This window comes from Amycolatopsis sp. MtRt-6 (assembly GCF_017308975.1).
In the GTDB taxonomy this organism is placed as follows: domain Bacteria; phylum Actinomycetota; class Actinomycetes; order Mycobacteriales; family Pseudonocardiaceae; genus Amycolatopsis.
Genome location: NZ_JADWPD010000012.1, coordinates 223,041 through 237,094, shown reverse-complemented (window position 1 = coordinate 237,094; position 14,054 = coordinate 223,041). Strand labels below are relative to the sequence as shown.

At 72.2% G+C, this 14,054-nt stretch carries 12 protein-coding genes; 8 read left to right on the top strand and 4 right to left on the bottom strand.

All coding sequences use genetic code 11. The features are described 5' to 3' along the window. Window positions 1-60: 60 nt before the first annotated feature. Both I4Q55_RS22140 and I4Q55_RS22135 read left to right on the top strand, forming a co-directional pair. Complete coding sequence (locus I4Q55_RS22140) at window positions 61-399, top strand: PadR family transcriptional regulator (protein ID WP_206790192.1); 339 nt, start codon at window positions 61-63, stop codon at window positions 397-399. Then, window positions 396-884, top strand: a complete 489-nt coding sequence (locus I4Q55_RS22135; RefSeq protein WP_206790190.1) for a VOC family protein — start codon at window positions 396-398, stop codon at window positions 882-884. Before I4Q55_RS22140 ends, I4Q55_RS22135 begins: the two co-directional genes overlap by 4 nt. Before the next feature lie 159 nt (window positions 885-1,043). On the opposite strand, the gene I4Q55_RS22130 is transcribed toward I4Q55_RS22135, so the two are convergent. Beyond that, window positions 1,044-1,379 carry a class I SAM-dependent methyltransferase gene (locus I4Q55_RS22130; protein WP_242546450.1) on the bottom strand — a complete coding sequence of 112 codons (336 nt, stop codon included), beginning with the start codon at window positions 1,377-1,379 and terminating at the stop codon, window positions 1,044-1,046. Between the two features lie 226 nt (window positions 1,380-1,605). On the opposite strand from I4Q55_RS22130, the gene I4Q55_RS22125 reads away from it, so the two are divergent. Then, window positions 1,606-3,162 (top strand): PucR family transcriptional regulator, encoded by a 1,557-nt coding sequence (locus I4Q55_RS22125; protein ID WP_206790188.1) that lies wholly within the window; start codon window positions 1,606-1,608, stop codon window positions 3,160-3,162. Between the two features lie 165 nt (window positions 3,163-3,327). Further along, window positions 3,328-4,248 (top strand): zinc metalloprotease, encoded by a 921-nt coding sequence (locus tag I4Q55_RS22120; RefSeq protein ID WP_206790186.1) that lies wholly within the window; start codon window positions 3,328-3,330, stop codon window positions 4,246-4,248. A gap of 55 nt (window positions 4,249-4,303) precedes the next feature. On the opposite strand, the gene I4Q55_RS22115 is transcribed toward I4Q55_RS22120, so the two are convergent. After that, window positions 4,304-4,720, bottom strand: coding sequence for a pyridoxamine 5'-phosphate oxidase family protein (locus tag I4Q55_RS22115; RefSeq protein WP_206790185.1), 417 nt, complete (start codon window positions 4,718-4,720; stop codon window positions 4,304-4,306). Beyond that, window positions 4,717-5,652: a zinc-binding dehydrogenase gene (locus I4Q55_RS22110; protein ID WP_206790183.1), complete on the bottom strand. Its 936-nt coding sequence runs from the start codon at window positions 5,650-5,652 to the stop codon at window positions 4,717-4,719. Before I4Q55_RS22110 ends, I4Q55_RS22115 begins: the two co-directional genes overlap by 4 nt. A gap of 171 nt (window positions 5,653-5,823) precedes the next feature. On the opposite strand from I4Q55_RS22110, the gene ald reads away from it, so the two are divergent. Beyond that, on the top strand, window positions 5,824-6,939 hold the full coding sequence (gene ald, locus I4Q55_RS22105; RefSeq protein ID WP_206790182.1) for an alanine dehydrogenase: 1,116 nt from the start codon (window positions 5,824-5,826) through the stop codon (window positions 6,937-6,939). Window positions 6,940-6,997: 58 nt separating this feature from the next. Here the strand turns inward: ald and I4Q55_RS22100 are convergent, their stop codons facing one another. Next, window positions 6,998-7,666, bottom strand: a complete 669-nt coding sequence (locus I4Q55_RS22100; RefSeq protein ID WP_206790181.1) for a response regulator transcription factor — start codon at window positions 7,664-7,666, stop codon at window positions 6,998-7,000. A 536-nt stretch (window positions 7,667-8,202) separates the two neighbouring features. On the opposite strand from I4Q55_RS22100, the gene I4Q55_RS22095 reads away from it, so the two are divergent. The 3 genes from I4Q55_RS22095 to I4Q55_RS22085 all read left to right on the top strand — a co-directional run bounded on the left by I4Q55_RS22095 (window position 8,203) and on the right by I4Q55_RS22085 (window position 13,990). After that, on the top strand, window positions 8,203-9,267 hold the full coding sequence (locus tag I4Q55_RS22095) for an ABC transporter ATP-binding protein (protein WP_206790180.1): 1,065 nt from the start codon (window positions 8,203-8,205) through the stop codon (window positions 9,265-9,267). Then, a complete protein-coding gene (locus tag I4Q55_RS22090; protein ID WP_206790179.1) occupies window positions 9,267-10,148 on the top strand; it encodes an ABC transporter permease subunit in 882 nt (293 codons plus the stop codon). The genes I4Q55_RS22095 and I4Q55_RS22090 overlap by 1 nt, the downstream gene beginning before the upstream one ends. Window positions 10,149-10,243: 95 nt before the next feature. After that, the gene (locus tag I4Q55_RS22085; protein ID WP_206790178.1) at window positions 10,244-13,990 is read left to right on the top strand and encodes an ABC transporter ATP-binding protein; all 3,747 of its coding nucleotides are present in this window, start codon (window positions 10,244-10,246) and stop codon (window positions 13,988-13,990) included. Window positions 13,991-14,054: the final 64 nt, after the last annotated feature.

The window sequence follows — 14,054 nt, the reverse complement described above, 5'->3', positions numbered from 1 at the left end:
GACCCCGCCTCTCTATATATCCACCATGGATATAACCAGCTCGGAGTGTAGGCTCGGGCCATGGCCGACGGCAACCCGCTGACCCCCGCGGCGTTCCAGGTGCTCCTGGCCCTGGCCACCGGGCCGGGCGGGCGCGCGCACGGCTACGGGATCATGGGGTTCGTCGCCGAGGTCACCGGTGGCGCCGTCCAGCTGGGGCCCGGCACGCTCTACCGGACGCTGGCCCGGCTGGCCGCCGACGGCCTGGCCGAGGAGCTCCCGGGCGAGGACTCGCGTCGCCGCTACTACCGGATCACCCCGGCCGGCCGGGCGGCCGCCGCGCGGGAGACGGCCCTGCTGGCCCGGCTGGTCGCCGCGGCCGCCGACGCCGGGCTGACGGCGCGCCCGGAGTCGGCGTGAGCCGCCCGCTCGGCCTGGTGCCGCACCTGTTCGTGCGCGAGGTGGACGCCGCCGTTTCCTTCTACGCCAAGGCGTTCGGCGCGGTCGAGCTGTTCCGCACGGTGCTGCCGGACGGCACGGTGCTGTTCGTCGAGCTGGCCGTCGGCGACGCGCGGCTGCTGGTCAGCCAGGAGATCGCGGCGCTCGACGCGCTGGCGCCGTCGACGATCGGCGGCACCCCGATGCTGCTCACCCTGGAGACGGCGGACCCGGACGACCTCGCCCGCCGCGCGGTCTTCGCGGGCGCGACGGTCGAAGCACCGGTCACCGAGATGTTCTTCGGCGAGCGTTACGGCCGGGTCGTCGATCCCGACGGGCACCGCTGGGCGTTGACGACCAAGCGGGAGCAGTACACGCCGGAGGACATCGACGCGCGGAAGCCGCACAACCCGGCTCTCGGGGGTCCGGGTGGCGAAGCCCCCGGCTCGGGGCGAAGCCCCGGATGACACTGCCTGATCACCCCGCCGCTCGCGCGGCCGGCGCCGGAATGAAATAAAGCCCGGTCTTCGTTCGGCTCGCTCGCCCGCGCGCTCGGCGCGTGCCGGGCCGACCGGACCACCGGCTCGCCGTATCGGCGGCACGGAACTGCGGCTGGTCGCCCCGGCTCAGCGCCGGCCAAGCACCCAGTGGAAGGTCGCCGGCCCCTCCGGTTCCCGCATCGTGGCGGTCTCGTCCACCTCGAGCGTGAACCCGGCCGCGGCGAGCAGCCGCCGGTTTTCCGCCGGGGCGTGGCTGCTGAAGAACATCTGCGTGCCCAGCCAGCCGTCCTCGGCGCCGTTCGCCTCGCTGTACCCGAGCGCGGCGAGGAACCAGCCGCCGGGACGCAGCCAGCCGGCGATCCGCGCGAACAGCGCGCCCTGGTCCTCGCGGGGCACGTGCAGTACCGAACAGAACGCCGTCACGGCGTCGAAGCTGCCGTCCGGAAAGGACAGTGCGGTCATGTCGCCCCGCTCGAACCGCGCCCGGGACGTTCCGCCGCGCCAGCGCCAGCTGCCTCGCGGAGAGGTCGACGCCGAGCCGAGGTCGAGGACCCGGGCGCCGTCGTCGAGCCGTCCGGTCAGCGCCGCCGCGCCACGCTGTCGTAACCGCTTTCCACGATCTGCCGGGCATCGCTCACCCCGGCGACCCTACCGAGCCGTCCACAGGTTTCTCGGCGAGAATGCACTGGTGGTTTCGGTGCGCAGCGTGGTCGACCGGGTGGGTCCGACGCTGCTGCACGCGCTCCAGCTGCCCGACGACTCGCCCGCGGTCGCCGACGTCGTCATCGCCGAACCCGGCGGTGCCCTCACCCTGTCGGCAGGCGACCTCGTGCTCGGCGTCGCCACGACCGGCCCCGAAGACGCCGCCGAACTGGTGCGGCAGAGCGCCGGCCAGGGCGCGGCCGCCGTGCTGCTCAAGCCGCCGCTGGCCGCGAAGCCGGCGGTGAAGCGGGCCGCGAAGGCCAGCGGGATCGCGCTGATCCAGGTGCACGCGGCGACGTCATGGGCGCAGCTCGTCTGGCTGCTGCGGACCGTCCTCGACGCCCTCGCCGACGAGTCGGAGGACCTCGACCCGGGGTCCGGCGACCTCTTCCGGCTGGCCGACGCCGTCGCGAGCGTCGTCGACGCGCCGGTGACCATCGAGGACACCAACTCGCGCGTGCTCGCCTACTCCGCGCGCCAGGACCTGACCGACCCCGCCCGCGTCGCCACGATCATGGGCCGCCGCATCCCCGACGACGTCCTCGCGCGGTTCCGCTCGCGCGGGGTGTTCCGCGAGCTGTCCCGCGGCCGGCAGACGATCTTCGTCCCCGCCCAGCGCGACGGCACGCTGCCGCGGCTGATCGTGCCGATCCGGATGGGCGGCGAGCTGCTCGGGTCGATGTGGGCGGTGGTCGCGGGGCCGGTGTCCGACGAGCGCGCGGCCGCGTTCGCCGACGCCGCCCCGGTCGTCGCGCTGCACCTGCTGCGACGCCGCGCGCACACCGACGCGCAGCGCCGCGCGTCGGCCGAGCTGCTGCGGGCGGTGCTCGAAGGCAACGCGAACCCGCGCAAGGCGATGGCGGAGCTGGACCTGTCCGACGAGCCGCACCGTGTGGTCGTCATCGAGGTCACCGGCGGCGACGGGCGCGACGCCGAGGGCCTGCGGCTGGCCCTGCTCGAACGGATCTCCCAGGGCATCGGCAGCCGTCCGGTGGCGACCGAGCTCGCCGGGCTGCTCTACGCGGTGGTGCCGGACCGGCCGGGCCCGGGCGGCTGGGCCGAGCTGCGCCAGGCGCTGGAAGCGCAACCGGCGTCCCGGCGCGGCGGAGCCCCGCGCGCGGCGGCGGGCTCCCCCGGCGGGATCGGCGACCTCTCGGCGTCACGCGCCCAGGCCGACGAAGCACTGGGCCTGCTGCGCGCCGAGATCCTGCACGACCGCGTGATCGCGTTCGACGAAGCCTGGACGGCGTTGACGCTGCACCGCGGCGCGACGGCGGCGGCCGCGGCCCGGGTCGCCGACCTCGGCCCGCTGAGCACCCTGCGCGCGCACGACGAGTCGGGCAAGGCCGGCTACGTCGAGACGCTGTACGAGTGGCTGCGGCACCCCGGCGACCCGCGAGCGGCGGCGCGGGAGCTGCGGATCCACCCGAACACCCTGCGGTACCGGATGCGGAAGCTCCTCGAGCTGGTGCCGCTGGACCTCGACGACCCCGACGTCCGGCTGGCGCTGCTGACCCAGCTCGTCGCCGTGCGCTGGAGCTGATTGGGCCGTTCGGCGTAACACCGGACTTATGCACTACTCCGCATGGATCGCGCCGATCGTTCGGATTGTCTTTTCCAGCCGAAAGATGGTGGATTCCGAAGATCGCGTGCCGCATTTTCTCCTCACCACCCCGGGTAGCCGGGTCGTTGCAAGAGGAGTTCGCCCATGAGCAGTTCGAAGCGCTTCGGCAAGGCGGTCAAGCTGGGTGCGGTGTCCGCGCTCTCCCTGGTCGCCTTGACCATCCCGGCCGCGGGAGCCGGGAGCGCCGTCGCGGCGCCGAGCGGCGACTGCTTCACCCCCGCGCACGCCGCGGACCGCAGCAGGGACGGCCACGCCGGCACGGTGTCCCCGGCCGAGGCGGCCCGCATGGAGGCGGACATGCAGAGCAAGCTCGCCGGCAAGCGCATGGTCCGCTCCGCCCAGGCCGCGGCCGCGGTTTCGATCCCGGTGTACTTCCACGTGATCACGAGCGGTTCGGCGGGCAACATCCCGGCGGCGACGATCAGCAAGCAGATCTCGGTCCTGAACAGCGCGTACGCGTCGAGCGGCTTCAGCTTCTCGCTGGTCAGCACCGACTACACGAACAACGCGACCTGGTACAACGGGATCACCGACGGCACCTCGGCCGAGCGCAACATGAAGAACGCGCTGCGCAAGGGCGGCGCGAACGCGCTGAACATCTACACGGCCAACCTCGGCGACAGCCTGCTGGGCTGGGCGACGTTCCCCTCGAACTACAAGTCGCAGCCGAAGCTGGACGGCGTGGTCCTGCTGGACACGTCCCTCCCGGGCGGCTCGGCGACGAACTACAACGAGGGCGACACCGCAACCCACGAGGTCGGCCACTGGATGGGCCTGTACCACACGTTCCAGGGCGGCTGCTCGGGATCGGGCGACTACGTGGCGGACACCCCGGCCGAGGCCACGGCGACGTCGGGCTGCCCGGCGAACAAGGACACCTGCGCGACGGCGGGCGTGGACCCGGTGCACAACTTCATGGACTACAGCTACGACAGCTGCATGTACGAGTTCACCGCGGGCCAGAGCACCCGGATGCAGAACGCCTGGTCGGCGTACCGCGCCTGAGCCTCCGCTTCCCGCGGCGGAACCCGTGAAGGCCTTCTCCCTCCGGAGGAGGCCTTCACGGCTTTTCCGGCACCTCGTAGCTGAGGTCCTTCGCCACCAGCCGCGAAGGCCGCAGGTGCACCCAGACCGCGCCGACATCCCCGTGCAGGTACTCGCGAAACCGCGGATCCCACCGCTGTTCGTCGTCCCCCAGGTACCGCACCAGCTTCCGCCGCCCCCGCGGCACGTCGAACGGGCGCACCGAAGCATCACCGCTCGCCAGCACCTGCACAACCACCCCGGTGTCGAGCTCGCAGACATCCACCGACAACGCGATCCGAGGCCGCGAAAGAACCAGCGACGGCAAGCGTGACCACGGGCCGCTGAGGATCCAGAACGCGCCGTCCTCCCACAGGTACCAGGTCGGCCTGACCGTCGGCCCGTCCGTGGCCACCCGCGCCGTCAACGGGCGGGCAAGGAATTCGTCGATCATGTGACCAGCAACGTCTTCCCCACCGTTGCCCGCGACTCGATCGCCGCGTGGGCGTCCGCCGCCTTCTCCAGGGGGAACCGCTGGCCGATCACCGGCACCAGGTCCCCCGCCGCCGCCGCGGCCAACGCCGACTCCGTGAACGCCCGCAGCTCCGCCGGGGTCCCGATCGACCGCACCAGCGAAACTCCCCGGGCCGCGGCGTCCTCTTCGGACACTTCCGCCCACGAGCCGCCCGCCAGGCCGTACGCCGCCATCCGGCCGCCCCGGCGCAGCAGCCCGAACGCCGCCGTGCCGATCGCTCCGCCCACCCCGTCGAACACGACGTCGAGCGGGCCGACCGAAGACGTCCAGTCCGGCCGCAGGTAGTCCACCACCGCGTCCGCCCCCAGCACCCGTGCCACCTTCGCCGGCCCGCCGGCCGCGCCGATCACCGTCGCGCCCGCCGCCTTCGCGAGCTGGACCAGCAGGCTGCCGACGCCACCCGCCGCCGCCTCGACCAGGACTCGATCGCCCGGGCGCACCCTGGTCGCATGCACCAAACCGGTCGCCGTCCGGCCGTCCGCGAGCAGCGCCACCGCCGCGTCGAGCGAGAGCGCGGGCGGCACCTCGAACACCGCCGCCGCGTCCACCGCGACGCGCTCGGCGTACCCGCCGGACCCGCCCGTCGCCGTGACCACCCGCTGCCCCACCAGCCCCGGCTCCACCCCCGGGCCGACCGCGCCGATCACGCCGCCGACGCCGTTGCCGGGGATCACCGGCGGCGAAGCCCGGAACGGCCCCGGCGCCCCCGCCCGGAACTGCGTCTCGACGAACGTGATGTTCGCGAAACACACCTCCACCAGCACCTGCCCCGGCCCGGGCACCGGATCCGGCGCCTCCCCCGGGACCAGGACTTCCGGACCACCGAACTCTCTCAACCACACCGCACGCATGAGGCAACCGTGCAACTTCCAGTGAGGTCGAGGTCAAGGCATTGTTCGCGCAGCACCACGAATACTGACCAGAACTGTCCGCCCAGCACGATGACACCGCCGTCCGGGTGGTTCACCGTGAGTGGCGACACCGCACCGAATCCGGACGCAGACCGACCCAGGAGGCCGACTGTGCGTATCGCCGTTCCCCGTGAGATCAAGAAGCACGAATACCGGGTGGCGCTGACCCCGGCGGGGGTGCACGAGCTGGTCGGCCGCGGGCACGACGTCTTCGTCGAGACCGGTGCGGGCGTCGGCTCGTCCATCACCGACGAGGAGTACGTCTCCGCCGGCGCCAAGATCCTCGCGACCGCCGACGAGACCTGGGCCGAGGGCGAGCTCGTCCTCAAGGTCAAGGAGCCCATCGCCGAGGAGTACGGCCGGCTCCGGCGCGACCAGGTCCTCTTCACCTACCTGCACATCGCCGCCGACCGCCCGCTGACCGACGCGCTCCTGGCCGCCGGCACCACCGCGATCGCCTACGAGACGGTGCAGACCGCCAACGGCGCGCTGCCGCTGCTCGCCCCGATGTCGGAGGTCGCGGGTCGGCTGGCCCCGCAGGTCGGCGCGTTCTCGCTGATGAAGCCGAGCGGCGGCCGCGGTGTCCTGCCCGGCGGCATCCCCGGCGTCCACCCGGCGCGCGTCGTCGTCATCGGCGGCGGGGTCGCGGGCCTCAACGCCGCCCGCGTCGCTCTCGGCCTCGGCTCGGACGTCGAGATCCTCGACACCAACGTCGACCGCCTCCGCCAGATCGACAACGACTTCGGCGGCCGCATCCGCACGGTGACGTCGAACCGGCTGTCGGTCGAGGAGTCCGTGCTGCAGGCCGACCTGGTCATCGGCGCGGTGCTCGTCCCCGGCGCGAAGGCGCCGAAGCTGGTCTCGAACGACCTGGTCGCCCGCATGAAGCCGGGCAGCGTCCTCGTCGACATCGCGATCGACCAGGGCGGCTGCTTCGCCGACTCGCGCCCGACCACGCACGACGAGCCGACCTACACCGTGCACGAGTCGGTCTTCTACTGCGTCGCGAACATGCCGGGCGCGGTGCCCCGGACGTCGACCTACGGCCTCACGAACGTCACCCTGCCGTACGCGGTCCAGCTGGCCGAGCACGGCTGGAAGGCCGCGCTGCAGGCCGACGCCGCGCTGGCGAAGGGCCTCAACACGCACGACGGCGCCCTGACGAACGGCCCGGTCGCGGTGGCCCACGACCTGCCGCACACGCCGCTGGACACCGTCCTCGCCTGAGCCATCCCGCCCGAGCGGGCTCCTGTCGCACCGCGGCAGGGGCCCGCTCTCTTTGTGTTCATGTCGCCACGCGGTAACCAGCGCCCCGCACGGTCCGGATGGTCTCGGCCCCGAACGGGACATCGATCTTGCGCCGCAGCGCACTGACGTGCACCTCGACCAGGTTGGCAGTCGCGGAGGAGGCGAAGTCCCAGAGGTTGTCGAGCAGCTCACTCTTGGTGACGACCTGCCCCGGCCGCTGCATCAGGTAGGCAAGGAGAGCGAACTCCTTCCCGGTGAGCACGATGTCGGCCGTACCGCGCCGGCAGGTCCGCCCCGCCAGATCGAGCGCGAGATCCCCGAGCGTGAGAACACCCGCCCGGGTGGCACCCCCACGCCGGATGAGCGCGCGAAGCCGCGAGAGCAAGACGCCGTAGGAGAAGGGCTTGGGCAGAAAATCATCGGCCCCGGTATCAAGGGCCTCGATCTCGTCATCTTCCCCATCCTTGGCGGTAAGCATCAGGATGGGAGTCCGGTCCCCTTGTTCCCGCAGCCGCCGGCAGACGCGGTAGCCGTTCAGCCCGGGAAGCATGATGTCCAGCACGATGGCGGAGTAGGGATGTTCACCGGCAAGCCAGAGGGCATCCCGCCCATGGTGGGCAACATCAACGGCATACCCCTCAGCACAGAGCCCGGCCCGCAGCGCCTCAGCAAGCCGCCGTTCATCCTCAACGAGCAAGATCCGCACCGCGCCACGATGCCACACCCACCCACCGCAGCAGGCCCGAAACCGCAGCAGGAAGCCCGAAGACCCGGCAGGGCTGGAAGCCGAGCAAAAGGCACGGTGGGGTCCGGCAAGGCTGGAAGCCGAGCGAAAGAGGCACGGTGGGAGTCCGGCAGGGCTGGAACCGCAGCGAAAGGCACCGTGGGGGTCCGGGGGGCTCGGCCCCCCGGGTGAGAGGACGAAGTCGACATGAGCGGCGAAGCCGCGATGCAGAGACGAAGGGGCGACCCGCTCAACCAGCCTGGGGGTCACTGGGAGCGGGCCGCCGATACCTAGCTTAGAGGGCTTCGGCGGACTTGGCTGCACCGGGTCGGCAAGTCGCACGAATTCTTTACCAAGTTGATCTGGCCGGAGATCACGAATCCTCTGGTCAGCGGCATCGGGGCCGCCATCGGGCGGTAGCGGAAAGTGACGAAAGTCGCTCTCGGGTGTTCCGTGCGCGCGGTCGCCGCCGGTAAGGCAGGATGACGCCGCATCAGCGGGGAACGTTAGGGGACGGTATGCACGACGGCAGTGGCCGGATTGTGGTGCAGAACCTGAGCAAGCGGTTCGGCGCAGTGAACGCCGTGCAGAACCTGAGCTTCACGGTCGAACCGGGTTCGGTGACGGGGTTCCTGGGGCCGAACGGCGCCGGGAAGACGACGACATTGCGCATGTTGCTCGGGTTGGTGACACCCACTTCAGGGACGGCGACGATCAACGGCCGGCCGCACTCGCAGCTGGGGAACCCGGCGCGGGTGGTGGGCTCGGTGCTGGAGAACGAGGGCTTCCACCCGGGCCGGACGGCCCGCAACCACCTCCGGGTGTACGCGGCGGCGATCGGCGTGCCGGACCGGCGCGCCGACGAGGTGCTGGGCCTGGTGGGCCTGGGCAGCGCCGCGGACCGGAAGGCGGGCGGGTTCTCGCTCGGCATGCGGCAGCGGCTGGCGCTGGCGACGGCGCTGCTGGGCGATCCGCAGGTGCTGGTGCTCGACGAGCCGACGAACGGCCTGGACCCCGAGGGCATCCTGTGGCTGCGCAACTTCCTGCGCTCGTACGCGCGGGAGCAGCGGCGGACGGTGCTGGTGTCGAGTCACCTGCTCAACGAGGTCGAGCAGCTGATCGACCAGGTCGTCATCATCAGCCAGGGCGTCACGCGGTACTACGGCCCGCTGGAGCAGCTGCGCAAGAGCCAGCAGTCGCGGGTGCTGGTGCAGCCGGCGGACCCGTCGGCGCTGGTGAAGGCGTTGCAGGACAACGGCATCGTCGGGGTTTCGCCGACGCCGGACGGCCGGGTCGCGGTGGCCGGGTCGAGCGTGCAGCAGATCGGTGACATCGCCGCGAAGGCCGGGATCGCCGTCTACGGGATGCAGGAGGAACATGCCGACCTGGAGCGGATGTTCTTCCAGCTGACGCAGGGCCAGTACGCCGGCGCGCCGGGCCAGCCGCCGCCGGGTTACCCGCCGCAGCCGCAGTACCAGGGCCCGCCGCCCGGTTATCCGCCGCACCAGCAGCACTACCAGCCGGGCCCGCCGTCGGGTCCACAGCAGCAACAGCAGCAGCACTGGGGAGGACCGCAGCAGTGATGGGCAACCTGATCAAGGCGGAGTTCCGCAAGACGCTCTCGCTGAACACGTGGTGGGTGCTGCTGATCCCGCTGGCGCTGGTCGCGTTCTGGCTGACGTTCGTGTGGGGCAAGATCACGAACGACTTCGCGGACTACATCGGCGGTTCCGACGCTCGCGAGATCGCGGGCGCGGTCGGCCTGGACGCGAGCAAGCTGCCGGTCGGGTTGCTGGCGTTCGCGCACGGCGTGAACATCGCGCAGCTGATCCCGGGCTTGTTCGGCGTCTTCGCGCTGGCCGGCGAGTACCGCAGCAAGACGATCACGACGACGTTCCTGACGGCGCCGAACCGGGTCACCGCGCTGACCGCGAAGATGCTCACCTACGTGGGGTGGGGCGCCATCTACGGCCTGGTGAGCGCCGGTGTCTCGGCGATCGCGGTGATGGCTTCGGTCGATTCCGGGCGGTGGCCCAGCGCGGGCCAGTGGCTGGCCGCGCTCGGCGGGACGATCCTGGCCTCGGTGCTGGTGACGTTGTTCGGTATCGGGTTCGGCGCGGTGCTGCGCAACGTGCCGCTGGCCGTGGTGCTGTTCATCGTGTGGTTCCTGATCATCGAGAACGTCCTGGTCATCGCGCTCTGGGGCCCGGCCGACATCCTGGGCGGGATCCTGCCGAACGGCACCGCCAACGGGATCGTCGGCGGGATCGCGGCGGACGCGTTCGGGATCAACTCGCTCAACCTGCCGGGCGGCGTCGACCACTGGTCGGCGCTCGGCCTGCAGCTCGCGGCGGGTGCGCCGGGCGTGATCTCGTGGTGGGCGTCGGCGCTGATCTTCTTCGCGTGGACGATGCTCTTCTTCGGCCTCGGCTGGGCGGGCAACCAGAAGCGCGACATCACGTAGTTTTCCCTGTCCCGAAGGCCACCTCGAGCAGCTCGAGGTGGCCTTCGGAGCATTCGGGGAAATATTTTGTCGGTGGTGGCGCTTACTGTCACAACGTGACCACCGCACCGCCTCGCTCCCGTCAAGAGCTCCCACCCGCCGAGACGGCCGGCTGGATCCGCCGGCTGTCCGCCGCGGCGTGGGAGCACCGCGTCCTCGTCGTGCTGTCGCTGCTCGCCGCCGCGGTCGGCGTCGGCGTGCAGGCCGCGAGCCCGCTGCTGGTGCGCACGGCGGTCGACGACGCGGTGGCCGGGCACACCGGCGGCCTGCCCGGGATCGCCGCCTTCCTGGTCGCGCTGCAGCTGATCGCCTTCGGCACCGCGTTCGCGCGCCGCTACCTCGGCGGGAAGCTCGCCCTCGACGTCCAGCACGATCTGCGTCAGCGCGTCTTCAACGCCGTTTCGCGGCTGGACGGCGGCAAGCAGGACGCCCTGCGCACCGGCCAGGTCGCCTCGCGCGCGATCTCCGACCTGCAGCTGGTCACCAGCATCCTGATGCAGGTCCCGCTGTCGTTCGGCTCGGTGGTCTTCGCGCTGCTGTCGTTCGTCGCGATGCTGTGGCTGTCGCCGGTGCTGACGTTGATCGCGCTGGTCGTCACGCCGGCGGTCGGCATCATCGTGACGCGCAGCCGCAAGCGCCTGTTCCCGGCCACGTGGTCGGCCCAGCAGCGCGCGGCGGACGTCGCGCAGCAGGTCGAAGAGACCGTCACCGGTGTCCGGGTGGTCAAGGGCTTCGGCCAGGAGACGCGGGAGGTCTCGAAGCTCGAGGCGACCGCGCGCAAGCTGTTCGGGGAGCGGCTTCGCGCGGCGAAGCTCTCGGCGCTCCCGACGGCGACCACCGCCGCCCTGCCCGCCGCCGGCCAGGTCGCCGTGCTCGGCATCGGCGGCGTCCTCGCGCTGAACGGCTCCATCACGCTCGGCACGTTCCTGGCCTTCGCCACCTACCTGGCGACGTTGATCGGCCCGGCCCGGATGCTGTCCGGGCTGGTCGTGCAGGCCCAGCTGACCCGCGCCGGCGCCGAGCGGGTGTACGAGCTGATCGACGCGCAGCCGGAGGTCGTCGACGCGCCGGACGCGCGGCCGCTGCCGGCCGGGCCGCTGGGCGTGGAGCTCGACGGCGTCCGGTTCGGCTACACCCGCAGCGAACCGGTGCTCGACGGCCTTTCGGTCACCGCCCACCCGGGCGAAACCCTCGCGCTGGTCGGCACCGCGGGCTCGGGGAAGTCCACGATCTCGTTGCTGCTGCCGCGGTTCTACGACGTGCACGAGGGCGCGGTGCGGATCGGCGGCCTCGACGTCCGTGAGGTGCCGTTGCGGCAGCTGCGGCAGGCGATCGGCGTGGTGTTCGAAGAGGCGTTCCTGTTCTCCTCCTCGATCCGGGACAACATCGCCTACGGCCGGCCGGACGCGACCGAGGAGGAGATCGTCGCGGCGGCCAGGGCCGCGGAAGCCGACGGCTTCATCCGCGCGCTGCCCGACGGCTACGACACGCTGGTCGGCGAGCGCGGGCTCACGCTCTCCGGCGGGCAGCGGCAACGGCTCGGGCTGGCCAGGGCCCTGATCACCGACCCGCGGATCCTGGTCCTCGACGACGCGACGTCGGCCATCGACACCGTCACCGAGGCGGCGATCCACGACACCCTGCGCTCGGTCACCGCGACGCGGACCACCCTGCTGATCGCGCACCGGCGCTCCACCCTGGCGCTGGCCGACCGGATCGCGGTCCTCGACGAGGGCCGCGTCGTCGACGTCGGCACCGAGGCCGAGCTGATGGCGCGCTGCCCGCTGTTCCGCGAGCTGGTGGCGGGCCCGGGCGACGACGTCGAAGAGAAGCACCGCTGCGAGGGCCTGGACTGCGGCCAAGACGGTGTCACCCCGGCGCTGTGGCCGCGTGACGAGAGCCGCGACGAGGTCGACGCCCTGGCGGAAGCGGCGCGGATGCGCAGCGGCGACCCGAACAACAGCGGGTGGGTCGGCGGGGGTGGCGGGCTCGACGTGCCGCCGACACCGGAGCTGATCGAGGGCGTGCGCAAGCTCCCGGCCGCCGTCGACGAGCCACGGCTGCCGGGCGTGGACGTCACCGCGGCCGACCCGAAGTTCCGGCTGGCCGGGCTGCTGCGGCCGGTGCGCTGGCCGCTGGCCGCGGTGATCGCGCTGGTGGCGGCGGACGCGCTGGCGTCGATCGCGCTGCCGGGGCTGTACCAGTTCGGCGTCGACCACGGCGTGCGCGCGGGTGTCGAGTGGATGATCTGGCTGGCCGCCGGGATCGGGGCCGCGGTGATCGCGGCCGACTGGCTGGTGGTCTTCGCGCAGACGCGGCTGACGGCGCGGGTGGGCGAGACGGTGCTGTACGCGCTGCGCGTCCGCAGCTACGCGCACCTGCAGCGGCTCGGGCTCGACTACTACGAGCGGGAGCTGTCCGGGAAGATCATGACCCGGATGACGACGGACGTCGACGCGCTCTCGACGTTCCTGCAGACCGGCCTCGCCACCGCGGTGGTCAGCGCGCTGACACTGGCCGGGATCACCGGCGCGCTGCTGGTCACCGACGCCGGGCTGGCGCTGTACGCGCTGGCGATGGTGCCGGTGCTGGCGGTGGCCACGGTGATCTTCCGGCGGTCGGCGTCGAAGGCGTACAACGAGGCCCGCGAGCGGGTCAGCGTCGTCAACGCGGACATGCAGGAGAACGTCAGCGGGCTGCGCGTCGCGCAGGCGTACACGCGCGAAGACCGCTCCGCGGAGGCGTTCGCTTCGCGCAGCGACGACTACCGGCGCTCGCGGCTGCGGGCCCAGCGGTACGTGGCCACGTACTTCCCGCTGGTGGCGCTGCTGTCGGACCTGGCGACCACGACGGTGCTGGTGGCGGGCGCGAACCGCGTCTCGGCGGGCACGCTGTCCGCCGGCGTGCTGCTCGCGTTCCTGCTGTACCTGCAGCAGTTCTTCTCGCCGATCCAGCAGCTGTCGGCGGTGTTCGACGGCTACCAGCAGGCGAGCGTCGGCCTGAACCGGATCGGCGACCTGCTGCGCACGCCGACGTCGGTGCCGCCGGCCGAGAAGCCCGTCGCCGTGCCGCCCCGGCTGCGCGGCGAGGTCTCGTTCAAGGAGGTCGAGTTCTCCTACGCCGGCGCGGAGGCCCCGGCGCTGGCGGAGTTCTCGCTGGACGTCGCGGCCGGCGAGACGATCGCGCTGGTCGGCGCGACCGGCGCGGGCAAGTCGACGGCGGTGAAGCTGGTGGCGCGCTACTACGACGTCACCGGCGGCGAGGTCCGGATCGACGGCACGGACGTCCGCGAGTACGAGCTGGCCGGGCTCCGGCGCCGGATGGGCGTGGTCCCGCAGGAGGCGCACCTGTTCTCGGGCACGGTGGCCGACAACGTCCGCTACGGCCGCCCGTCGGCGACGGACGCGGAGGTCGAGGCGGCGGTCCGCGCGGTGGGCGCGCTCGACGGCGTGGCGGCCCTGCCGTCGGGCTTCCTGCAGCCGGTGGGCGAGCGCGGCCGGTCGCTGTCGGCGGGCCAGCGCCAGCTGGTGGCCCTGGCGAGGGCGGAGCTGGTCGACCCGGACGTCCTCCTCCTCGACGAGGCCACGGCGGCCCTCGACCCCTCGACGGAGGCGGCGGTCCTGCGCGCGACGGAGACGGTCGCCCGCCGCCGCACGACGTTCGTGGTCGCCCACCGCCTGGCCACGGCGGCCCGCGCGGACCGCATCGTGGTCCTGGACCACGGCCGCATAGTGGAAACGGGAACCCACACCGAGCTCCTGTCCGCGGGCGGCCACTACGCCCGCCTCTGGTCCCTCGGCTGACCGTGCGGAAAGAGGCATCACGCGTGATCAGGAAGGCATCACGTGTGTCTGGAGAGGCATCACC